The sequence below is a fragment of the Hydrogenophaga sp. T66 genome (assembly GCF_057219855.1).
In genome coordinates this window covers 364,312-386,652 of the sequence record NZ_JBXVVX010000001.1, presented here as the reverse complement: position 1 = coordinate 386,652, position 22,341 = coordinate 364,312, and the positions used below count along the sequence as shown (strand labels likewise).

Annotated in this window: 24 protein-coding genes; all 24 read right to left on the bottom strand. The window is 67.9% G+C overall.

Features of this window, described 5'->3' with window-relative positions; translation table 11 throughout:
* Window positions 1-98 precede the first annotated feature (98 nt).
* Window positions 99-461: a histidine triad nucleotide-binding protein gene (locus tag AC2D80_RS01810; protein ID WP_484631269.1), complete on the bottom strand. Its 363-nt coding sequence runs from the start codon at window positions 459-461 to the stop codon at window positions 99-101.
* A gap of 27 nt (window positions 462-488) precedes the next feature.
* Window positions 489-878 carry a DUF4870 family protein gene (locus AC2D80_RS01805; RefSeq protein WP_484631268.1) on the bottom strand — a complete coding sequence of 130 codons (390 nt, stop codon included), beginning with the start codon at window positions 876-878 and terminating at the stop codon, window positions 489-491.
* Window positions 879-912: 34 nt separating this feature from the next.
* A complete protein-coding gene (locus tag AC2D80_RS01800; protein WP_484631267.1) occupies window positions 913-1,287 on the bottom strand; it encodes a phosphoribosyl-ATP diphosphatase in 375 nt (124 codons plus the stop codon).
* A gap of 5 nt (window positions 1,288-1,292) precedes the next feature.
* Window positions 1,293-1,691, bottom strand: a complete 399-nt coding sequence (hisI, locus tag AC2D80_RS01795; protein ID WP_484632626.1) for a phosphoribosyl-AMP cyclohydrolase — start codon at window positions 1,689-1,691, stop codon at window positions 1,293-1,295.
* 32 nt (window positions 1,692-1,723) lie between these two features.
* Window positions 1,724-2,503: an imidazole glycerol phosphate synthase subunit HisF gene (hisF, locus tag AC2D80_RS01790; RefSeq protein ID WP_484631266.1), complete on the bottom strand. Its 780-nt coding sequence runs from the start codon at window positions 2,501-2,503 to the stop codon at window positions 1,724-1,726.
* A 13-nt stretch (window positions 2,504-2,516) separates the two neighbouring features.
* Window positions 2,517-3,302, bottom strand: coding sequence for a D-hexose-6-phosphate mutarotase (locus AC2D80_RS01785; RefSeq protein WP_484631265.1), 786 nt, complete (start codon window positions 3,300-3,302; stop codon window positions 2,517-2,519).
* Window positions 3,295-4,035 carry a 1-(5-phosphoribosyl)-5-[(5-phosphoribosylamino)methylideneamino]imidazole-4-carboxamide isomerase gene (gene hisA / locus AC2D80_RS01780; protein WP_484631264.1) on the bottom strand — a complete coding sequence of 247 codons (741 nt, stop codon included), beginning with the start codon at window positions 4,033-4,035 and terminating at the stop codon, window positions 3,295-3,297. The genes AC2D80_RS01785 and hisA overlap by 8 nt, the downstream gene beginning before the upstream one ends.
* Before the next feature lie 22 nt (window positions 4,036-4,057).
* On the bottom strand, window positions 4,058-4,720 hold the full coding sequence (gene hisH / locus AC2D80_RS01775) for an imidazole glycerol phosphate synthase subunit HisH (RefSeq protein ID WP_484631263.1): 663 nt from the start codon (window positions 4,718-4,720) through the stop codon (window positions 4,058-4,060).
* A gap of 13 nt (window positions 4,721-4,733) precedes the next feature.
* On the bottom strand, window positions 4,734-5,363 hold the full coding sequence (hisB, locus tag AC2D80_RS01770) for an imidazoleglycerol-phosphate dehydratase HisB (RefSeq protein ID WP_484631262.1): 630 nt from the start codon (window positions 5,361-5,363) through the stop codon (window positions 4,734-4,736).
* On the bottom strand, window positions 5,360-6,469 hold the full coding sequence (gene hisC / locus AC2D80_RS01765) for a histidinol-phosphate transaminase (RefSeq protein ID WP_484631261.1): 1,110 nt from the start codon (window positions 6,467-6,469) through the stop codon (window positions 5,360-5,362). Before hisC ends, hisB begins: the two co-directional genes overlap by 4 nt.
* The gene (gene hisD, locus AC2D80_RS01760) at window positions 6,466-7,809 is read right to left on the bottom strand and encodes a histidinol dehydrogenase (RefSeq protein ID WP_484631260.1); all 1,344 of its coding nucleotides are present in this window, start codon (window positions 7,807-7,809) and stop codon (window positions 6,466-6,468) included. The genes hisC and hisD overlap by 4 nt, the downstream gene beginning before the upstream one ends.
* Window positions 7,806-8,468: an ATP phosphoribosyltransferase gene (gene hisG / locus AC2D80_RS01755; RefSeq protein ID WP_484631259.1), complete on the bottom strand. Its 663-nt coding sequence runs from the start codon at window positions 8,466-8,468 to the stop codon at window positions 7,806-7,808. Before hisG ends, hisD begins: the two co-directional genes overlap by 4 nt.
* A 2-nt stretch (window positions 8,469-8,470) precedes the next feature.
* The gene (murA, locus tag AC2D80_RS01750; protein WP_484631258.1) at window positions 8,471-9,751 is read right to left on the bottom strand and encodes a UDP-N-acetylglucosamine 1-carboxyvinyltransferase; all 1,281 of its coding nucleotides are present in this window, start codon (window positions 9,749-9,751) and stop codon (window positions 8,471-8,473) included.
* Between the two features lie 18 nt (window positions 9,752-9,769).
* The gene (locus AC2D80_RS01745) at window positions 9,770-10,009 is read right to left on the bottom strand and encodes a BolA family protein (protein ID WP_484631257.1); all 240 of its coding nucleotides are present in this window, start codon (window positions 10,007-10,009) and stop codon (window positions 9,770-9,772) included.
* 25 nt (window positions 10,010-10,034) lie between these two features.
* Window positions 10,035-10,790, bottom strand: coding sequence for an ABC transporter permease (locus tag AC2D80_RS01740; protein ID WP_484631256.1), 756 nt, complete (start codon window positions 10,788-10,790; stop codon window positions 10,035-10,037).
* Window positions 10,787-11,743, bottom strand: coding sequence for an ABC transporter ATP-binding protein (locus AC2D80_RS01735; protein WP_484631255.1), 957 nt, complete (start codon window positions 11,741-11,743; stop codon window positions 10,787-10,789). The genes AC2D80_RS01740 and AC2D80_RS01735 overlap by 4 nt, the downstream gene beginning before the upstream one ends.
* A gap of 141 nt (window positions 11,744-11,884) precedes the next feature.
* A complete protein-coding gene (locus AC2D80_RS01730; protein ID WP_484631254.1) occupies window positions 11,885-12,175 on the bottom strand; it encodes an STAS domain-containing protein in 291 nt (96 codons plus the stop codon).
* Window positions 12,175-12,807, bottom strand: coding sequence for an MlaC/ttg2D family ABC transporter substrate-binding protein (locus AC2D80_RS01725; RefSeq protein WP_484631253.1), 633 nt, complete (start codon window positions 12,805-12,807; stop codon window positions 12,175-12,177). The genes AC2D80_RS01730 and AC2D80_RS01725 overlap by 1 nt, the downstream gene beginning before the upstream one ends.
* A 129-nt stretch (window positions 12,808-12,936) precedes the next feature.
* On the bottom strand, window positions 12,937-13,659 hold the full coding sequence (locus AC2D80_RS01720) for an MlaA family lipoprotein (RefSeq protein ID WP_484631252.1): 723 nt from the start codon (window positions 13,657-13,659) through the stop codon (window positions 12,937-12,939).
* Between the two features lie 23 nt (window positions 13,660-13,682).
* Entirely contained in the window at window positions 13,683-14,159 is a 477-nt protein-coding gene (gene mlaD / locus AC2D80_RS01715) for an outer membrane lipid asymmetry maintenance protein MlaD (protein ID WP_484631251.1), read from the bottom strand.
* A 27-nt stretch (window positions 14,160-14,186) separates the two neighbouring features.
* Complete coding sequence (mlaE, locus tag AC2D80_RS01710; protein WP_484631250.1) at window positions 14,187-14,969, bottom strand: lipid asymmetry maintenance ABC transporter permease subunit MlaE; 783 nt, start codon at window positions 14,967-14,969, stop codon at window positions 14,187-14,189.
* Window positions 14,966-15,820 (bottom strand): ABC transporter ATP-binding protein, encoded by an 855-nt coding sequence (locus AC2D80_RS01705; RefSeq protein ID WP_484631249.1) that lies wholly within the window; start codon window positions 15,818-15,820, stop codon window positions 14,966-14,968. Before AC2D80_RS01705 ends, mlaE begins: the two co-directional genes overlap by 4 nt.
* Before the next feature lie 84 nt (window positions 15,821-15,904).
* Window positions 15,905-17,371 (bottom strand): glutamate synthase subunit beta, encoded by a 1,467-nt coding sequence (locus tag AC2D80_RS01700; RefSeq protein WP_484631248.1) that lies wholly within the window; start codon window positions 17,369-17,371, stop codon window positions 15,905-15,907.
* Window positions 17,372-17,433: 62 nt separating this feature from the next.
* Complete coding sequence (locus AC2D80_RS01695; RefSeq protein WP_484631247.1) at window positions 17,434-22,164, bottom strand: glutamate synthase-related protein; 4,731 nt, start codon at window positions 22,162-22,164, stop codon at window positions 17,434-17,436.
* Window positions 22,165-22,341: the final 177 nt, after the last annotated feature.

Below are 22,341 nucleotides of genomic sequence, written 5' to 3'. Positions count from 1 at the left end.
GCGCCCCGGGTTCAATCGGGGCCAGCGCCGGGATTGCCCATGCCGACCGGCGGCGTAATGCTTTTGTCGCGCGGCTCACTTAATGGGCCGCGCTGCGTTCAGCCTCGGGCCCAGGGGCGCGGGCCCCCCATCACGTGCACGTGAAGGTGGTGAACCTCCTGACCGCCTTCGGTGCCGGTGTTGCACACCAGCCGAAAGCCACCGTCGGGATAAGGATTGCAGCCCTGCTCGGCGGCCAGGCGGGGGGCCAGCACCATCAGCCGGCCCATCAGGGCTTCGTCGGCCGGCGTGAGCTGGGCCATCGACGCGATGTGGCGCTTGGGAACGAGCAGGAAATGCACCGGCGCCCACGGATGGATGTCGTGAAAGCCGAGGATGTCGTCGTCCTCATAGACCTTGCGGCTGGGAATCTGGCCAGCGATGATTTTGCAGAAGATGCAGTTCGGATCGTGGGCGCTCATGCGGGCTCCGGAGGGGCAGTCGACGGGTCAGCGCGGCAGCGGCTGGCTGGCGTTCATGGCCACCATGCCTTTGACGATGCGGTAGAGGAACCAGATGGAAATGAGCAGCCACGCCACCCATCCCGGCAGGACAAACAGGAACCACAGCGGCAGGGTCACCAGGTACAGGATCGCCGCCCAGATCACCGAGCGCAGCCGCCAGGAGAAGTGACTGGCCTGCCACGTCCCCACCGCGTCGTCGCGCTTCACCAGGTCGATCACCAGCGCCACGATCAGCAAGGCCACGCCGGGCTGGGCGGCGGGCAGCACCGCGCCGACGGCGACGATCAGGTGCAGGATGTAGCTGACCCAGCCGACGCTCTTGAGCGATTGGGCCTTCTCGTTGTCGGTGGTTTCGACGTCGATCACGTCCGGCATGGCAACTCCCGGTGGTGGTGGCAGGTCGGTGTGGTCAGGCGTCGCCCTCGCCCGCTTCACGCGCCTGCGCCTTGCGCAGCGCCTTCTCTTCGAGCCCGCTGAGGCCCTCGCGGCGCACCAGTTCGGCCACCACGTCGGCCGGGCCAAGGTTGTGGTGGGCCAGCGCGATGAGGCTGTGGAACCAGAGGTCCGCGACCTCGTTGACCAGCTTCTGCGGGTCACCGCCGTGTTCGAGGTCCTTGGCGGCCATCACGGCCTCGGTCGCTTCTTCACCGATTTTCTTGAGGAAAGCATCCGGCCCTTTGTGCAGCAGGCGGGCGACATAGCTCTTATCCGGATCGCCGCCGCGCGCGGGTTTGCGGCTTTCGATCACGGCGGCCAGCCGTTGCAGGTCGTCGGTGAGGGACATCGGATTCAGCGGTAAATGGATTCGGGGTCCTTAAGGACCGGTTCGACGGTCTGCCACGCGCCGTGGTCCAGGCGCTGGAAGAAGCAGCTGTGGCGGCCGGTGTGGCAGGCGATGCCGGGTTCGTGGCCGAGTTGGGTCACCTTGAGCAGGACCACGTCGTTGTCGCAGTCAAGGCGGATGTCGTGCACGGTTTGCACATGACCGGACTCTTCGCCCTTGAACCAGAGCTTGCCGCGCGAGCGGCTGAAATACACCGCGCGACCGAGTTCGGCGGTCTTGGCCAGCGCCTCGCGGTTCATCCAGGCGAACATCAGCACGTCGCCCGTGGCGGCCTCTTGCGCGATCACGGGCACCAGGCCCTGCGCGTCCCACTTCACCTGATCAAGCCAGTTCATCCGGGAAATCTACCACGCACCCCCACCACGCCCACCGCCACTCAGAGGCGGACCGGAATGCCCCGTTCGGCCATGCGGGCCTTGGCCTGGGCCACGGTGAACTCGCCATAGTGAAAGATGCTCGCGGCCAACACCGCGTCCGCCCCGCCCTGCTGCACACCGTCGGCGAGGTGGTCCAGGTTGCCCACGCCGCCCGAGGCGATCACGGGCACGTCCACCGCGTCGGCCACAGCGCGGGTGAGCGCGAGGTCGAAGCCCGCCTTGGTGCCGTCGCGGTCCATGCTGGTGAGCAGGATTTCGCCCGCGCCCAGTTCGGCCATGCGCCGCGCCCACGCCACGGCATCGAGCCCGGTGTTTTTCCGACCGCCGTGGCTGTAGACGTCCCAGCCTTCGCCGCGCTGCGCGAGATCGTCGCCCTGCCGGCGCTTGGCGTCGATGGCGACGACGATGCACTGGGAGCCGTACTTGTCGGACGCTTCGCGAATCACCGTGGGGTTGGCGATGGCCGCGGAATTGAAGCTGGTCTTGTCGGCACCCGCGTTGAGCAGCCGGCGCACGTCCTCGACCGTGCGCACGCCGCCGCCCACCGTGAGCGGGATGAAGACCTGCGAAGCCACGGCTTCAATGATCGGCAGGATCAGGTCGCGTCCGTCGCTGGTGGCGGTGATGTCGAGGAACGTGAGTTCATCGGCACCTTGTTCGTTGTAACGCGCCGCGATCTCCACCGGGTCGCCGGCGTCGCGCAGTTCGACGAAGTTGACGCCTTTGACGACGCGGCCGCCGGTGACGTCGAGGCAGGGAATGATGCGTTTGGCCAGCATGGCGGGGCGGGGTTCAAAGAAGGGTGAGGGTCTGGGTGCCGGTCCAGGCGGTACCGGGCGCCACGGCGATGGGGCTGAACACCTGCGCGGCTTCCACGCAGAGCATGCGCGCGAAATCGGCGTCGGGCAAGTCATCGAGCGCACGGGCGCCCACGGCACCGGGATTCCAGACCACCGTGTGCGCCCAACCTGCGGACTGCTCGATGTGCAAGCGCTGGACACCATCGTGCAGGATCAGCCCGGCCGGCGCGCGGGCGTACACGCGATCGAGCCCCGCCGGACCCGCGAGGGGTTCGTGCAGGCCGTCCAGGCGCACAGCGGCGACGTCATCGACCGCGAGATAGGTGTGCAAGGCGCCGGTGAACGACAGCGGTTCAGCCCCCCGGTTGTGCACGCTCAGCGACATGTCCAGCGCGCCAGGGCGCAGGGTCACCCGGAGACGGGCATCGAAGGCGCCGGGTCCGTGGCGGCGGGTCTCGGGTTCGTCCCGGAGCGTCAGCGCGAGGCGGTCGGCGGCGCAGGCGCTGTCGTCCCAGGCCCAAACGCGCTGGCGGGCGAACCCGTGACGCGGGCCGGGGCCGCGGGTGTGGAACTGCGGGAAACACACCGGCACCCCTCCGCGCACCGCGCCCGGGCCACCCAGGCGGGCGAGGGGGCTGAGGTAAAGCCGCTCGCGCCCCGCGGCGCGCCACGACAGCACCTGGCCTCCGAAGGCCGCCACGGTGAGGGAATCGCCGCCGGGCAGCGCCAGCGACCGGGTGTCCGCGGCCGCCCCGGGGCCGCGGGCGGCATCAACCATTGAGCTCGTCGGCCAGCGCCTGAGCCGCCTGGAAGTCGAGGTCGCCGCTGTAGATGGACCGACCACAAATCACGCCCTCCACGCCCTCGTCTTCCACCGCGCACAGGCGACGGATGTCGTCGAGGTTGGACAGACCGCCGGAGGCGATCACGGGGATCGTGAGGGCCTGGGCCAGCTTCACCGTGGCCTCGATGTTGATGCCGGTGAGCATGCCGTCGCGGCCGATATCGGTGTAGATGATTGACTCGACGCCGTAATCCTCGAACTTCTTGGCCAGATCCACCACCTCATGGCCCGTGAGCTTGCTCCAGCCATCGGTGGCCACCTTGCCGTCCTTGGCGTCGAGGCCGACGATGATGTGACCGCCAAACGCGGTGCAGGCGTCCTGCAGGAAGCCCGGGTTCTTCACCGCGGCGGTGCCGATGATCACGTAGCGCAGGCCGGCGTCGAGGTAGCGTTCGATGGTGTCGAGGTCGCGGATGCCCCCGCCGAGCTGGACGTCGACCTCGCTGCCAATGTCCTTGAGGATGGCCCGGATGGCCTGCTCATTTTTCGGCTTGCCCGCGAAGGCGCCGTTGAGATCGACGAGGTGGACCCGGCGCGCGCCCAGGTCGACCCAGCGGCGCGCCATGGCGGCGGGGTCTTCACTGAACACCGTGGATTGGTCCATGTCGCCCTGCTTCAGGCGAACGCACTGGCCGTCTTTGAGGTCGATGGCGGGGATCAGCAGCATGGTGGCGGCGAAGCGGAGGAAGTCAGGGGTTCCAGTGGAGGAAATTGCGGTACAGGGTCAGACCCTGGTCGGCGCTCTTCTCGGGGTGAAACTGGGTGGCAAAAATGTTATCCCGGGCGATCGCGGCGGCAAAGCGCCCACCGTAGTCGGCCTCGCCCGCGATGTGGGCGGCCTGGGCCGGCGCGGCGTAGTAGCTGTGCACGAAGTAAAAGTACGCGCCATCGTCCACGCCCGCCCAGAGCGGGTGCGAGGGGCCGCGGCCGAGCGCGTGGAACACGCGGTTCCAGCCCATCTGGGGCACCTTGAATCGGCTGCCATCGGGCTGAAGGCGGCCATCCAGCCGGAACCGGCGCACCGCGCCAGGAATCAGGCCGAGACCGTCGGTCGGCCCTTCCTCGCTGCGGTCGAGCAGCATCTGCATGCCCACGCACACACCAAACAGCGGTTTGTGGGCGCAAGCGTGCAGCACCGCGGCCTGAAGACCGGACGCGGCCAGTTCGCGCATGCAGTCGCCCATGTGGCCCTGGCCGGGGAGCACCACGCGGTCGGCCGCCATCACCTCGTCGGCCGATGCGGTGACCCGCACCTCCACGTCACTGCCCCGGGCAGCGTGTTGCACCGCCTGCGACACGCTGCGCAGGTTGCCGCTGCCGTAGTCCACCACGGCCACCGTTCTCGCGTTCATCGGGACGGGACCTTCAGAGCGAGCCTTTGGTGGACGGGATCACGTCGCCCAGGCGCACGTCGCGCTCAAGCGCCATGCGCACCGCGCGGGCGAAGGCCTTGAACACCGTCTCGGCCTGGTGATGGGCGTTTTCGCCGTGCAGGTTGTCGATGTGCAGGGTCACGCCGGCGTGGTTGACGAAGCCCTGGAAAAACTCGTAGGTCAGCTGCGTGTCGAAGGCACCGATCATGCCGGCCTTGAAGGGCACGCGCATGTGCAGGCCCGGCCGGCCCGAAAAATCGATCACCACCCGGGACAGCGCCTCGTCGAGCGGCACATAGGCGTGACCGTAGCGGCGGATGCCCTTCTTGTCGCCCACCGCCTGGGCGAAGGCCTGCCCGAGGGTGATGCCCACGTCCTCGACCGTGTGGTGGCCATCGATGTGGAGGTCGCCGTCGGCCTGGATTTCCAGATCGATCAGACCGTGACGGGCGATCTGGTCGAGCATGTGGTCGAAGAAGCCGATGCCGGTGGACAGGCGGGACACGCCCGTGCCATCGAGGTTCAGGCGCACGCGGATGCGGGTTTCGCTGGTGTCGCGCTGCACGAGGGCGGCGCGGTCGCCGGGCTGAGGATCGGGAAGGGAAGCGGGCGCGGTGGTCATAGGGCGGACGGCAAGGCGCGCAGGAGCTGCGCGTTCTCCGACGGGGTTCCCACCGTCAGGCGCAGACACCCAGCCAGCAGCGGATGCATTGTAGAAACATTCTTCACCAGCACGCCCTGGGCCTTCAAGCCGGCGAAGGCGCGCGCCGCGTCGGGCACCCGCACCAACACCATGTTGGCTTCGCTGGGAAAGGGCGTCACGCCCGGCATGGTGGCCAGCGCGGCGATCAGCCGCTCGCGCTCGGCACGGATGGTGGCGGCCTGCTCGGCGAACACAGGGGCGTGCTCCAGCGCAAACAGCGCGCACTCCGCGTTCAGCACGCTCACGTTGTACGGCGGACGCAGCTTGTCGATCTCGGCCACCAGCGCCTGCGGACCGACCATGTACCCCAGGCGCACACCGGCCAACCCGAACTTGGACAGCGTGCGCATGAGCAGCACGTGGCCATTGGCAACCGGGTCGCGGCGCATCTCGTCGAGCCAGGTGGCGCTGGAGAAGGGCTGATAGGCCTCATCCATCACCACCAGCCCGTCGAACGCAGCGACCTCGGCGATCAAGCGGCGAATGACGGCCGCGTCCCACAGGTTGGCGGTGGGGTTGTTGGGGTAGGCGAGGTAGGTGATGGCCGGGCGGTGGGTGCGCAGCGCCTGCACCATGGCGGCCTCGTCGAGCGCGAAATCGGCTGTCAGCGGCACGCCGTGGAAGGCCAGGCCCTGCAGGTGCGCGCTCATGGCGTACATCACGAAGCCCGGCAGGGGCGCCAGCACCGAAGCGCCGGGCTGGTCGCAGGCCATGGCCAGCAGGGAGATCAACTCATCCGACCCGTTGCCCAGCATGAGCTGGCAACCGGGCGGCAGGTCGATGTGGCGCTCGATGGCGCGCTTGAGGTCGTCCACCCGCGGGCCAGGGTAGCGGTTGATGGCCACGCGCCCGAGCCGCTCGCCCAGCGCGGCTTGCAGGGCCGGCGGCAGCGGAAAGGGGTTTTCCATCGCATCGAGCTTGATCAGGCCGGCGGCGTCCTGCACGGCGTAGGCGTGCATGGACTGGACATCGGCGCGGATGCGCCGCAGCGGCTGCCCGGCAGGGCGGGAATCGGGCGCGGTCATGCGGCACCCCGCATCGGCGGCACCTCTCGCAGCCGCATCTCGGCGGCGCGCGCGTGGGCCTGCAGACCTTCGCCGTAGGCGAGTTCGGCCGCCACCGTGCCCAGCGACTGGGCGCCGGCCGCGCTGACCTCGATCAGGCTGCTGCGCTTCTGGAAGTCGTAGACGCCCAGCGGCGAGCTGAAACGCGCGGTGCCGCTGGTGGGCAGCACGTGGTTGGGGCCGGCGCAGTAATCGCCCAGGCTTTCGCTGGTGTACGCACCCAGGAAGATCGCGCCGGCGTGGCGCAGCAGCGGCTCCCAGCGGTGCGGGTCCGCGCTGGACACCTCGAGGTGTTCGGGCGCGATGCGGTTGCTGATGGCGCAGGCCTCGTCCATGGAGCGGGTGTGGATCAGCGCGCCGCGGTCGTTCAGGCTCTTGGCGATGATGGCCGCGCGCGGCATGGTGGGCAGCAACCGGTCGATGGCGGCCTGCACCGCGTCGATGTAGGCGGCGTCAGGGCACAGCAGGATGCTCTGGGCCAGCTCGTCGTGTTCGGCCTGGCTGAACAGGTCCATCGCCACCCAGTCGGCCGGCGTCGTGCCGTCGGCCAGCACGAGGATTTCGCTCGGGCCCGCGATCATGTCGATGCCCACCAGACCGAACACCCGCTTCTTGGCGCTGGCCACGTAGGCATTGCCGGGGCCGGTGATTTTGTCGACCTTGGGGATCGTGTCCGTGCCGTAGGCCAGCGCGGCCACAGCCTGCGCGCCACCGACGGTGAAGGCGCGCGACACGCCGGCGACATAGGCCGCCGCCAGCACCAGCGCGTTCTTTTCGCCGCGCGGCGTGGGCACCACCATGACGATCTCGCCGACGCCGGCCACGTGGGCCGGGATGGCATTCATCAACACGCTGGAGGGGTAGGCCGCCTTCCCCCCGGGCACATAGATGCCCACACGGTCCAGCGGCGTGACCTTCTGGCCCAGCAGCGTGCCGTCCTCATCGCGGTAGGTCCAGCTCTCGCCGCTGGCCTTCTTCTGGGCCTCGTGATAACGGCGAACGCGGGCGGCCGCGGCCTGCAGGGCTTCGCGCTGCGCGGCGGGCAGGCCATCAAAAGCCGCTTTCAGCTCGGTCGCGCTGAGCTCCAGGTCCGCCACGCGCGCGGCGTTCAGCCCGTCAAAACGCGCGGTGCATTCGAGCACCGCCGCGTCGCCGCGGGCGCGCACGTCGGCCAGGATGTCGGCCACGCGCTGCTCGATCGCGTGGTCGGTCTCGCTGGACCAGTGCAGGCGCGCGGCGAAGCGCGCCTCGAAATCGGCATCGGCGGTGGACAGGCGCAGGGGCGTGGCGGCGGCGTTCATGCGGGCACGGCGGGTTGGCAGGCGCGGGCAAAGGCGTCGATCACCGGACGCAGGGCCGCCTGCTTGAGCTTGAGCGAAGCCTGGTTGACCACCAGGCGGGAACTGATGTCCATGATGCGCTCCACCTCGACGAGGTGGTTGGCCTTGAGGGTGTTGCCGGTGGAGACGAGGTCGACGATGGCGTCGGCCAGGCCGGTCAGCGGCGCGAGTTCCATGCTGCCGTACAGCTTGATCAGGTCCACGTGCACGCCCTTGGAGGCGAAGAATTCGCGGGCGATCGTCGTGTACTTGGTGGCCACGCGCAGGCGAGATCCCTGGCGCACGGCACGGGCGTAGTCGAAGTCGGCACGCACCGCCACGCTCACGCGGCAGCGGGCGATACCCAGGTCCAGCGGCTGGTAGAGGCCCTGACCGCCGTGCTCGATGAGCGTGTCCTTGCCGGTCACGCCCAGGTCGGCGCCACCCTGCTCCACGTAGGTCGGCACGTCGGTGGCCCGGACCAGCACCACGCGCACGTTCGGCTGGTTGGTCGGCAGGATCAGCTTGCGCGATTTCTCGGGGTCTTCAAGCACCTCGATGCCAGCCGCGCGCAGCAACGGCAGCGTCTCGTCGAAGATGCGGCCCTTGGACAGCGCCAGGGTCAGGGTGGGGGCGGACATGCTCATGAGATCCGTTCGATGTCGGCGCCGATGGCGCGCAGCTTGAGCTCCATCTGGTCGTAACCGCGGTCCAGGTGGTAAATGCGATCCACCACCGTTTCACCCTCGGCCACCAGACCGGCGATGACCAGGCTGGCGGAAGCGCGCAGGTCGGTGGCCATCACGGTGGCGCCGGACAGGCGCGGCACGCCCTCCACCACCGCGACCTTGCCGTCGGTCTGGATCTTGGCGCCCAGACGCACCAGCTCGTTGACGTGCATGAAGCGGTTTTCGAAGATCGTCTCGGTCACCTTGCTGGCGCCTTCGGCGATGCAGTTGAGCGCCATGAACTGGGCCTGCATGTCGGTGGGGAAACCGGGGTATTCGGTGGTGCGGAAGCTCTGGGCCTTCATGCGACCCGCCGCGCGCACGCGGATGAACGGGCCGGCCGCGTTGCTGCCGGCTTCGATGTCCACGCCGGCCTCGTGCAACTTGTCGATGACCGCGTCGAGGTGGTCGGCGCGGCCATGGCGCAGCAGCACATCGCCGCCGGTGGCAGCCACCGCGCACAGGAAGGTACCCGCCTCGATGCGGTCGGCCACGACCGCGTGTTCCGCCCCGTGCAGGCGCTCCACCCCCTGCACATGGATGCGGCTGGTGCCGTGGCCTTCGATCTTGGCGCCCATGCGGATCAGCAGCTCGGCCAGATCGGCGATCTCGGGCTCCTGCGCGGCGTTCTCCAGCAGGGTTTCGCCCTCAGCCAGGGCGGCCGCCATGAGAAAGTTTTCCGTGCCCGTCACGGTCACCATGTCGGTCGCGATGCGCGCGCCGTGCAGGCGGCTGCGGCCGGCTGGCAGGCGGGCCACCATGTAGCCGTGCTCCACCTCGATCTGCGCGCCCATGGCCTGCATGCCCTTGATGTGCTGGTCCACCGGCCGCGAACCGATGGCGCAGCCGCCGGGCAACGAGACCCGCGCATGACCAAAACGGGCCAGCAGCGGACCGAGCACCAGCACCGACGCGCGCATGGTCTTGACGAGGTCGTACGGCGCTTCCGGCTTGATCGCGCCGGCCGCGCGCAGACTGATGCCCCCGCGCTCGCCGTGGGTCTGGGTCTTCACGCCCATGTTGTCCAGCAACTGGCGCATGGTGGCCACGTCGCGCAGCCTCGGCACGTTGTGCAGCGTGACCGTGTCCTCGGTGAGCAGTGCCGCGCACAGCTCGGGCAGGGCAGCATTCTTGGCGCCGGAGATCGGCACCTCGCCGGTGAGGGTACGTCCGCCGCGGATGCGCAGTTTGTCCATGGGTGGCTTTCGGGGCGCTCAGGCCTGGGCGGCCCATTCGGCCGGGGTGAGGGTCTTCATGGACAGCGCGTGCACCTCGTCGGTGTGCATGCGCTGGCCCAGCGTGGCGTAGACGGCCTGGTGTCGCTGGATGAGGCGTTTGCCTTCGAACGCGCGCGAGACGATCACGGCCGACCAGTGGCGTCCGTCGCCGGTGACTTCGAGGTGGTCGCAGGCCAGGCCGGCGGCGATCAGGGATTGCAGGTCTTCAGCGGTCATCGCAGCGGGTGTGTCAGCGGGTGGGTCAGTGGCGGATCTTGTAGCCGGTGCGCAGCAGGTACAGCGCAAACGCGCTGACCACCGCCAGCGCCACCGACACCAGCGCCAGGCTCAGCCAGGGGGAGACGTCGCTCACGCCGAAAAAGCCGTAGCGGAACCCGTCGATCATGTAGAAAAACGGATTGAGGTGGCTCACCGTCTGCCAGAACGCCGGCAGGGAGTGGATGGAGTAGAACACGCCCGAGAGGAAGGTCATGGGGACGATCACGAAGTTCTGGAACGCCGCCATCTGATCGAACTTCTCGGCCCAGAGCCCGGCGATCACGCCCAGCGCGCCCAGCAGCGCGGCACCCAGGAGCGCAAACGCCAGAATCCACAGCGGCGCCACCACCGTGGGACGCGCAAACCACCAGGTGAACAGCATCACGCCGGCGCCCACGGTGAGGCCACGCAACACGGAGGAGCCGACGTAGGCGACAAACCAGGCGCGGTGCGACAGCGGCGTGAGCAGCAGGAAGACCAGGTTGCCCATGATCTTGCTCTGGATGAGGGACGAACTGCTGTTGGCGAACGCGTTTTGCAGCACGCTCATCATCACCAGCCCGGGCAGCAGGAAGGCGGTGTAGTTCACCGCGTCGTACACCTTGACCTGGTCCTCCAGGACGTGGCCGAAGATCATGAGGTAGAGGATCGCGGTGACCACCGGCGCGGCCACGGTCTGAAAGCCGACCTTCCAGAAGCGCAGCACTTCCTTGTAGAACAGGGTCTGCCAGCCGGTCATGCGGCGGTCTCCGGCGAGGCGGGTTGCGGGACTGCAACGGGCGGGCGCGGTGCGGCGCCGGTGAGGTCAAGGAACACGTCTTCGAGGTCCGCTTTGCGGATCTCGATGTCTTCGGGGGTGATCCCGGCCTGGCGCAATTGGCCCAGCAGCGCTTCCACGGCCGAGGCGTCGGGGGCGGGCAACTGCACCACGCGGCCGGTCACGCGGGCCTGCGCGGCGATCGCCGGGGGCAGGGTCGCGTCCGTCTTGAAGCGCAACACGTTCGAGGCCGCGCGGGCCAGCAGGCGGGAGGTGGCTTCCAGCGCCACCAGTCGTCCCTGCTTGAGCATGGCGATGCGACCGCACAACGCCTCGGCCTCTTCGAGGTAGTGGGTGGTCAGCAACACCGTGCTGCCCAGGCGCTTGTTGAGGCCGGACACGAACTGCCAGAGCGTCTGGCGCAGCTCCACATCCACACCCGCGGTGGGTTCATCCAGCACGATGACCGGCGGGCGATGCACCAGCGCCTGCGCGATCAGCACACGGCGCTTCATGCCGCCCGAGAGCTGCCGCATGTTGGCCTCGGCCTTGTCGGCCAGGCCCAGTCCGGTCAGCAGTTCGTCGATCCAGTCGTCGTTGTGGCGAACCCCGAAATAGCCCGACTGGATGCGCAAGGTTTCGCGCACGTTGAAGAACGGGTCAAACACCAGTTCCTGCGGCACCACACCCAAAGCCTGCCGGGCCGCGGCGTAGTCCGACTGCACATCGTGGCCCATCACCGTGACCCGACCGTCGGAGGCGCGGGTCAGGCCGGCCAGGATGCTGATCAGCGTGGTCTTGCCCGCACCGTTGGGACCGAGCAAACCGAAGAACTCGCCGGGCTCGATGTCGAACGTGACCGACTGCAGCGCGGAGAACGGGCCGCGCGCGGTGCGAAAGGTTTTGGAAACGTGCTGGAAAGAGACGGCAGACATGCGCGGGCGACGCCACGGGGTTCCACGGGGTTCACCGGCAAAGCGCAGACGGTCTGCGGCGGCGGGTGACCCGCGATTTTACGGCGGGGGCGGGTGGCGCGCCGGGCAAGGCGGCGGTGGCCCTCCGCGGAGCGGGCGCGCTCAGTGGGCCGGGAGCAGCGATTCCACGCCGTAAAGCGCCACCAGGTCGCGCAGGCGCGGCGGCCAGCCCGTGACCCGCAGACCGCGGCCGTCGGCGTCAAGCTGGCGGGCCAGTTCGAGCAGCACGGCCACGGCCGACGAGTCGAACGCGCTGAGCGCGGTGGCGTCGACGGTGAACGCCCCACGCCCGCCGCGCGCAGCCTGCACCAGACTGGCGAGCGTGGCGTCGGCCTCCGCCAGGGTGAGGCGCTCGGGCAGGCGGGCGTCGGCCATCGGCGTGGAGGAAGGCATCAGCTGGTCTTGGCGGTGGCGCCGGCGTTGCTCTTGTTGCGCTGGGCCAGCGAGGCAATCAGGCCGTCGATGCCCTTGGCGCCAATCTCCTGCGCAAACTGGGTGCGGTAGGTTTCCACCAGCCAGACACCGAGCACGTTCAGGTCGTAGATCTTCCAGCCGTCGGCGGCCTTCTCCAGGCGGTAGTCGAGCTGAATCGGCTCGCCGCGACCGCGCACTTCGGAGCGCACCACCACCTCGGTGTCGGCGGGCGCCATGCGCAGGGGGCGGAAGCTCAGGGTCTGGTCCTTGACCTCGCCCAGCGCGCCGGCGTAGGTGCGCACCAACAGGGTCTTGAACTCGTCCTGCAGCTTTTTCTGCTGCTCGGGCGAGGCCTGGCGCCAGTGGCGGCCCACCGCCGAGGCGGTCATCCGCGTGAAGTTCACGTGGGGCATGATTTTGGTGTCGACCAGGTTGACGATGCGGTCGATGTTGCCGGCCTGGATCGCCGGGTCGGCCTTCACCGCGTTGAGCACCTCGGTCGACACCCGCTTGACGAGCGCGTCAGGTGCCTCGTCGTTGGCCCAGACGGGCCACGCGGTGGCAGCGGCGGTGAGGGCCAGGGCGGTCAGGGCGGAGCGGCGGTCAATCATCGGAAATCCTTTCGTGCCCCGCGACGGCGGGGTGTGGGTCGCATGCTAGGCATGCGGCGCGGCGGGTGTGTGTCGGGGGGCTGGCGATGCGTGTCGAGAGGTATCGGCGCGATGGATGTTGGCACCCACTCACTCGCCGTCGCCCAGGCCAATGCCTTTGTCGATCATGCGATCGATCTGGCTCTGCCGGCGGTTGAGATAGAGGTCGCGGGTGAAACTGTATTTGTCGAGCGCGGCGCCCTCCAGCACCGTGGTGGCGCCCAGCAGGTTGGCGCGGGTGTCGACCACCCGCAAGCCGGTCAGGACGTTGCGGTTCGCCACGCGGTCCACGTCGCCCACCGGATCGGCCTGGGCGTCCACCACGAGACCGGCGGTGTCACGCACCGTCGACGGCCCGAGCAGGGGCAGCACGAGATAGGGGCCAGGGGGCGCGCCCCAGCGGCCGAGCGTCTGGCCGAAATCGATGCGGGTGCGCGGAATCTGCATTTCGCTGGCGATGTCGAGCACACCACCCAGCCCCAGCACGGTGTTCACGCTGAACCGCATCAGGTTCTCGCCGGCTTCCTGCGGACGCAGCTGGAACAGCGCGTTCGCGGCCGACCACAGGTCGGTCAGGTTGCTGAAGAAGTTGCTCACGCCGGTGCGCACCGGCGAGGGCGCGACCTCCACGTAGGCGGTGGCGACGGGCTTGAGCACCGCCTCATCCACCGCTTCGTTGAACGAGGAGACGCCCCGGTTGAAAGGCTCGAACGGGTCGCGCGGGTTGGCGTCCGGGCCCGTGGCGCAGCCGGTCACCAGCGCCAGCGCCGCCACGGCGCCGAGGGACTTCAACCAGGAAAACAGAAATGGCATGGTGTCGCTCCCGCAAAGCCGGATCAGGGTTTCTTGTCGTCGCTGCCCTCGGCCGCCCGGTTGAACAGGAACTGGCCGATCAGGTTTTCCAGCACCAGGGCCGACTGGGTCTGTGTGATCACCGCGCCCTCGGCGAAGTTCTCCGGGTCGCCGCCCGGCTCGATGCCGATGTACTGCTCACCAAGCAGGCCGCTGGTGAGGATCTTCATCGAGCTGTCGCGCGGGAACCCGTAGCGCTTCTCCAGGCGCAGCGTGATGCTGGCCTGGAAGGTTTTGTCGTCGAAAGCGATCTGCTCGACCCGGCCCACCACCACGCCGGCGCTGCGCACCGCCGCGCCGGGCTTGAGCCCACCGGCGTTGTCGAAGCGCGCCGTGACGCGGTACGTGGGCTCAAAGCTCAGGCTGAGCAGGTTGGCCGACTGCAGCGCGAGAAAGAGGATGGCGACACCGCCGATGAGCACGAACAGGCCGACCCAGAAATCGTTTTTGGAAGAGGTCATGCGGAACTCCGAGAAATGCGTCGGCCGTCAGATGCTGAACATCATGGCGGTGAGAATGAAGTCCAGCCCCAGCACGGACAGCGAGGCCACCACCACCGTGCGGGTGGTGGCGCGGGACACGCCTTCGGGCGTGGGTTGTGCGAGGTAGCCCTGCAACAGGGCGATGAAGGTCACGGCAAAACCGAACACCACGCTCTTGATGACGCCGTTGCCCACATCGGCCCAGACGTCCACGCCACCCTGCATCTGGCTCCAGAACGCACCGCCGTCCAGCCCGATCAGGCCCACGCCGACAATCCAGCCGCCGATCACGCCGACCGCGCTGAACACCGCCGCCAGCAGTGGCATCGTGATCACCCCGGCCCAGAAACGCGGCGCCAGCACGCGGCGGATGGGATCGACCGCCATCATTTCCATGGCGCTGAGCTGCTCGCCCGCCTTCATCAGGCCGATCTCGGCGGTCAACGAGGTACCGGCCCGCCCGGCAAACAGCAGGGCACTCACCACCGGCCCCAGCTCACGCACCAGCGACAAGGTCACCAACAGCCCCAGCGCCTCGGTCGCGCCATAGCGCTGCAGCGTGTAGTAGCCCTGCAGGCCCAAGACAAAGCCAACGAACAGGCCCGACACGCCAATGATGGCCAGCGAGTAGTTCCCCAGGAAATGGATCTGGTCGCGCACCAGGCCGAAGCGCCGCAGCGCCACGCCGGCCAGCCCCACCAGGCGCACGAACAGCCGGGCAGCGAAACCGAGCGCGGTGATCGTTTCGCGCACGGCGCGGCCGACGCGGACGGGATGCAGGGCGTTCATGGGCGCCCTCCCCGGCCGAAATCGGCGGCGAGCTCGGGCGCCGGGTGGTGAAAACGCACCGGTCCGTCGGGCAGGGCGTTGACGAACTGGTGGACCAAGGGGTCGGCGCTGTGGCGGACTTCGTCGGGCGTGCCCTGCGCGGCGATGCGGCCGTTGGCCAGCACGATCACCTGATCCGCGATGTGAAAGGTCTCGTCGAGATCGTGGGACACGATCACGCTGGTCAGGCCCATGGCGTTGTTGAGCTCGCGGATGAGTCGGGCGGCGGTGCCCAGCGAGATCGGGTCGAGCCCGGCGAACGGCTCGTCGTACATCACCAGTTCCGGGTCCAGCGCGATCGCCCGCGCCAGCGCGACGCGTCGCGCCATGCCGCCCGACAGTTCGCTGGGCATGAGCTGGCGAGCGCCGCGCAGGCCCACGGCGTTGAGCTTCATCAGCACGATGTCGCGCACGAGCGGCTCGGGCAGCCGGGTGTGCTCGCGCAGCGGGAACGCCACGTTGTCGAACACGCTCATGTCGGTGAACAACGCCCCGAACTGGAACAGCATGCCCATGCGACGGCGCGCGGCGTACAAGGCCTCGGGCGTCATGGTGGTGATGTCGGCGCCGTCGAACAGGGTTTGCCCCCGCTGGGCCCGGATCTGGCCGCCAATCAGGCGCAGGACGGTCGTCTTGCCACCGCCGGATGCGCCCATCAGCGCCGTGACCTTGCCGCGCGGCACGGTCAGGGACACGTCGTCGAGAATGACCCGCGCCCCGTACCCGAAGGTCACGTTGCGGAGTTCGACGAGGGGGGGCAACTGGGTGGTGCTCATCAATGAAAAGCCGGGTGTTCCAACCCGGCGTTTCATGATAAGCGAAGCGCTGTCGGCGCGCCGCCACAGGGTCTGGCGCCCGGCCCGGCCCTCAGGACACGGGGGCGGCGTCGGCCCGCGTCAGCGCGGCAGGTCGGAATAACCCATCAGGAACTCGTCCACCGCCCGCGCGGCCTGGCGGCCTTCGCGGATCGCCCAGACCACCAGGCTTTGGCCGCGCCGCATGTCGCCGGCGGCGAACACCTTGGGCACGTTGGTGGCGTAGCCGCCGGTGAACTCGGTGGTGGCGCGGGCGTTGCCGCGGGCGTCCTTGTCCACGCCGAAGGCGTCCAGCACGGTGGCCACCGGGTTGGTGAACCCCATGGCCAGCAACACCAGATCGGCCTTGTATTCCTTCTCGGTGCCCGGAATCTCGACCAGTTTGCCGTCCTTGAACTCCACGTGGACCGTCTTCAGGCCGGTGACCTTGCCGTTCTTGCCCAGGAATTCCTTGGTGGAAATGGCGAACTCGCGCACGCAGCCTTCCTCGTGGCTGGAGCTGGTGCGCAGCTTCATCGGCCAGTAGGGCCACACGAGCGGCTTGTTCTCCTGCTCGGGCGGTTGCGGCATCACCTCGAACTGCGTGACGCTGGCCGCGCCGTGGCGGTTGCTGGTGCCCACGCAGTCGGAGCCGGTGTCGCCGCCGCCGATGACGATGACGTGTTTGCCGTCGGCACGCAGCTGGCCCTTGAGCTTGTCGCCGGCGTTGACCTTGTTCTGCTGGGGCAGGAACTCCATCGCGAAGTGGATGCCTTCCAGATCGCGGCCGGGCACCGGCAGGTCACGGCTCTGCTCCGCGCCACCGGCCAGCAGCACCGCGTCGAACTCGGCCTGCAGCTGCTCCGGGCTCACCGTCTGCTTGGCCCAGTTCGTCACCTTGCTGCCCTCGGGCATGGTCCCCACCAGCACGCCGGTGCGGAAGGTGACGCCCTCGGCCTCCATCTGCGCCACGCGGCGGTCGATGTGGGTTTTCTCCATCTTGAAGTCGGGGATGCCGTAGCGCAGCAGACCGCCGACACGGTCGTTCTTCTCGAACACCGTCACGTTGTGGCCGGCGCGGGCGAGCTGCTGGGCCGCGGCGAGGCCGGCCGGCCCGGAGCCGATCACGGCGACCTTCTTGCCGGTTTTGTGGCGCGGCGGCTGCGGCAACACCCAGCCCTCAGCCCAGGCCTTATCGATGATCGCGTGCTCGATCGACTTGATGCCCACCGCGTCGTCGTTGACGTTGAGCGTGCAAGCGGCCTCGCAGGGCGCCGGGCAGATGCGGCCGGTGAACTCGGGGAAGTTGTTGGTGCTGTGCAGCACCGTGATCGCGTTCTTCCAGTCGCCCTGGTACACCAGATCGTTGAAGTCCGGAATGATGTTGTTGACCGGGCAACCGTTGTTGCAGAAGGGCGTGCCGCAGTCCATGCAGCGGGCGCCCTGTACCTTGGCCTGCTGCTCGTCGAGGCCGATGACGAATTCCTTGTAGTGCTTCACGCGTTCCGGCACGGGCGCGTAGCCCTCTTCCAGACGCTCAAACTCCATGAAGCCGGTGACTTTTCCCATGATGCGTGTCCTTGCGGGTGTGCGTTGTCGCGGGGGATTCTTCGCGGGTTGACTGGGTGGGTTTACTTGGCGGCGGCCACGGCCTTCTTCGCCGAACCCTGGGCCTTGCCGGTGGCGGCGGCTGCGGTCTGGCGGGCGTGGATCTCGCCCAGCGCGCGCTTGTACTCGTTCGGGAAGACCTTGACGAACTTGCCGCGCGCGGTCGCCCAGTGGTCGAGCAGTTCGCGGGCGCGCTTGCTGCCGGTCCAGCGGTTGTGCTCTTCGAGCAGCTTCTTCAGCTGGGCCTCGTCGGTCTGGCCGCGGTGCCACACCGCCTTGTCGACGGTGGCTTCCTGGTCCTTGGCGCTGAGCACCGGCTCCAGGCTCACCATCGCGGTGTTGCAGCGGCTGGCGAAGCTGCCGTCTTCGTCATAGACGTAGGCCACGCCGCCGCTCATGCCGGCGGCGAAGTTGCGGCCGGTCTTGCCCAGCACGGCCACCGTGCCGCCGGTCATGTATTCACAACCGTGGTCGCCCGTGCCCTCCACCACCGCGGTGGCGCCCGACAGACGGACCGCGAAACGCTCGCCGGCCACGCCGCTGAAGAAGGCCTCACCGCTGGTGGCGCCGTACATGACGGTGTTGCCGACGATGATGTTGCGCGTGGCTTCGCCGCGGAAATCGATGCTCGGGCGCACCACCACGCGGCCGCCCGACAGGCCCTTGCCGGTGTAGTCGTTGGCATCGCCGATCAGGTAGAGCGTGATGCCCTTGGCCAGGAAGGCGCCAAAGGACTGGCCGCCCGTGCCTTCGAGCTGGATGCGGATCGTGTCGTCCGGCAGGCCTTCGGGGTGGTGTTTGGTCACTTCGCCGGACAACATCGCGCCGACCGAGCGGTTGACGTTGCGGGCCACTTCGATGAATTGCACCCGCTCGCCCTTGTCGATGGCGGCGCGCGACTTCGCGATCAGCACGTTGTCCAGGGCCTTCTCCAGGCCGTGTTCCTGCGTTTGCGTGTGCAGACGCGGCACGTCGGCGGGCACGGCCGGCGTGGCCAGCAGGCGGCTGAAGTCCAGGCCGCGTGCCTTCCAGTGGGCGATGCCGGCGCGCATGTCGAGCAGGTCGGCGCGGCCCACCAGCTCGTCGAAGCTGCGGATGCCCAGCTGCGCCATGATCTGGCGCGCTTCCTCGGCGACAAAGAAGAAGTAGTTGACCACGTGCTCGGGCTTGCCCTGGAACTTGGCGCGCAGCACCGGGTCCTGCGTGGCCACGCCCACCGGGCAGGTGTTCAGGTGGCACTTGCGCATCATGATGCAGCCCTCGACCACCAGCGGCGCGGTCGCGAAGCCGAACTCGTCGGCGCCCAGCAGCGCGCCGATCACGACGTCGCGGCCGGTTTTCATCTGGCCGTCGGCCTGCACGCGGATGCGGCTGCGCAGGCGGTTGAGCACCAGGGTCTGCTGGGTCTCGGCCAGACCGATTTCCCACGGGCTGCCGGCGTGCTTGATCGACGACCACGGCGAGGCGCCCGTGCCACCATCGTGGCCGGCGATCACCACGTGATCGGCCTTGCACTTGGCCACGCCCGCAGCGATCGTGCCCACGCCCACCTCGGACACCAGCTTGACGCTGATGTCGGCGTGCGGCGCGACGTTCTTGAGGTCGTGGATCAGCTGGGCGAGGTCTTCGATCGAGTAGATGTCGTGGTGCGGCGGCGGGCTGATCAGACCCACGCCCGGCACGCTGTAGCGCAGCTTGCCGATGTAGTCCGACACCTTGCCACCGGGCAGCTGACCGCCCTCGCCCGGCTTGGCGCCCTGCGCCATCTTGATCTGGATCTGGTCGGCGCTCTGCAGGTACTCCGCGGTCACCCCGAAGCGGCCCGACGCGACCTGCTTGATCTTGGAGCGCAGGCTGTCGCCGTCGTTGAGCGGGAGATCCACCTCGACCACGTCCTCGCCGATGATCGACTTCAGGGTCTCACCCTTGGTGATCTTGATGCCCTTGAGCTCGTTGCGGTAACGGCGCTCGTCCTCGCCGCCCTCACCGGTGTTGCTCTTGCCGCCGATGCGGTTCATCGCCACCGCCAGCGTGGCGTGGGCCTCGGTGGAGATGGAGCCCAGCGACATGGCGCCGGTGGCGAAGCGCTTGACGATTTCCTTGGCCGGTTCGACCTCGTCGATCGGAATCGCCTTGCTCGGGTCGATCTTGAACTCGAACAGGCCGCGAAGCGTCATGTGGCGGCGGTTCTGGTCGTTGATGATCTGGGCGTATTCCTTGTAGGTGTTCCAGTTGTTCGCGCGGGTGCTGTGCTGCAGCTTGGCGATCGCATCCGGCGTCCACATGTGCTCCTCGCCACGGGCGCGCCAGGCGTATTCACCGCCGGCGTCCAGCATGGTCGCCAGCACCGGGTCGTCGCCGAAGGCCGCCTTGTGCATGCGGATCGCTTCTTCGGCGATCTCGAACACGCCGATGCCTTCCACGCGGCTGGCCGTGCCGGTGAAGTACTTGTCGATGGTTTCCTTGTTGATGCCGATGGCTTCAAACAGCTGGGCACCGCAGTAGGACATGTAGGTCGACACGCCCATCTTGGACATGATCTTCGACAGCCCTTTGCCGATGGCCTTGGTGTAGTTGTAGATGGCCTTCTCGGCCGACAGGGCGCCGGGCAGGTCCTGGTGGATCGCCATCAGCGTTTCCATGGCGAGGTACGGATGCACCGCCTCGGCACCGTAACCGGCCAGCACCGCGAAATGATGGACCTCGCGGGCCGTGCCGGTCTCCACGACAAGGCCGGCGGTGGTGCGCAGGCCCTCACGCACCAGGTGCTGGTGGATGGCGGACAGCGCCAGCAGCGCCGGGATGGCGATCTGCGTGGGCGAGACCGCGCGGTCGCTGATGATCAGGATGTTTTTGCCACCCTTGATCGCGTCCACCGCCGCGGCGCACAGCGACGCCAGCTTGGCCTCCACACCCTCACGGCCCCAGGCCGCGGGGTAGGTGATGTCCAGCGTCGTGCTGCGGAACTTGCCCTGCGTGACGGCTTCGATGTTGCGCAGCTTGGCCATGTCGGCGAAGTCCAGCACCGGCTGGCTCACCTCCAGCCGCATCGGCGGGTTCACCTGGTTGATGTCGAGCAGGTTCGGCTTGGGCCCGATGAAGGACACCAGCGACATCACGATGGCTTCGCGGATCGGGTCGATCGGCGGGTTCGTGACCTGGGCAAACAGCTGCTTGAAGTAGTTGTAGAGCGGCTTGTTCTTGTCGGACAACACGGCCAGCGGGCTGTCGTTGCCCATCGAGCCAATGCCCTCCTCGCCCGCTTGCGCCATGGGCGCGAGCAGGAACTTGATGTCTTCCTGCGTGGTGCCGAAAGCCTGCTGGCGGTCCAGCAGGGTCACGCTGCTGGGCTCAGGCAGGTTGTCCGCCGCGCCCGGCAGGTCGTCGAGCTTGATGCGCAGGTTTTCGATCCATTGCTTGTAGGGCTTGCTGTTGGCGAGGTTGGCCTTGAGCTCCTCGTCGTCGATCATGCGGCCCTGTTCCAGGTCGATCAGGAACATCTTGCCCGGCTGCAGGCGCCACTTGCGCACGATCTTGTTCTCCGGCACCGGCAGCACGCCGGATTCCGAACCCATGATCACGAAGTCGTCGTCGGTGATGCAGTAGCGCGACGGGCGCAGACCATTGCGGTCGAGCGTGGCGCCGATCTGGCGGCCGTCGGTGAACACGATCGAGGCCGGACCGTCCCACGGCTCCATCATGGCGGCGTGGTACTCGTAGAAGGCCTTGCGGCGCTCGTCCATGGTGGTGTGCTGCTCCCACGGCTCGGGGATCATCATCATCACGGCCTGCGCCAGCGGGTAGCCGGCCATGGTCAGCAGTTCGAGGCAGTTGTCGAACGTGGCCGTGTCGGACTGGCTGGGGAAGCTGATCGGGTAGAGCTTTTTGAGGTCCTCGCCGAGCACCGGCGAGCTCATCACGCCTTCGCGCGCCTTCATCCAGTTGTAGTTGCCCTTGACGGTGTTGATCTCACCGTTGTGCGCGACGTAGCGGTACGGGTGCGCCAGCGGCCACTCCGGGAAGGTGTTGGTGGAGAAACGCTGATGCACGAGACCCAGCGCCGACACGCAGCGCGGGTCTTGCAGGTCCATGAAATAGGTGCCGACCTGGTCGGCCAGGAGCAGGCCCTTGTAGACCACCGTGCGGCTGCTCATGCTCACCACGTAGTACTCCTTGGAGTGCGTGAGCTTGAGACGCTGGATCGCGGCGCTGGCGGTCTTGCGAATGACATAGAGCTTGCGCTCCAGCGCGTCCTGCACGATCACGTCGTTGCCGCGGCCGATGAAGACCTGGCGGATGATCGGCTCTTTCTCGCGCACGGTGGGCGACATCGGCATGTCGCGGTTCACCGGCACATCGCGCCAGCCCAGCAGCACCTGACCCTCGGCGGCAATCGCCCGCTCCATCTCCTGTTCGCAGGCCAGGCGGCTGGCGTGTTCCTTGGGCATGAAGATCATGCCCACGCCGTACTCGCCGGCCGGGGGCAGCGTGACGCCCTGCGCGGCCATTTCTTCACGGTACAGCGCGTCGGGCATCTGGATCAGCAGGCCCGCGCCATCGCCCATGAGCTTGTCGGCGCCCACGGCACCCCGGTGATCGAGGTTCTCCAGGATCTTCAGCGCCTGCTCGACGATGGCGTGGCTCTTCTCGCCCTTGATGTGCGCCACGAAACCGACGCCGCACGCGTCGTGTTCATGGGCCGGGTCGTACAGACCGGTGTGCTGGAGGTGCTGCTGCTCGGCTGCCGTGGTCATGGCGCTTCCTTCCGACGTCGGGGGTCGATCAAAAATGGAAGCGTGAGGATATTGCAACGCAGCACGCGCGACAATGAATTTATTTGGGGTCAGACTCCGATTAATTCGACGATGGATCGTCGTCGGTGTTTTATTGGGGACAGATACAAACCCGGCTCCCGGGTTTCGGTGCGTCAA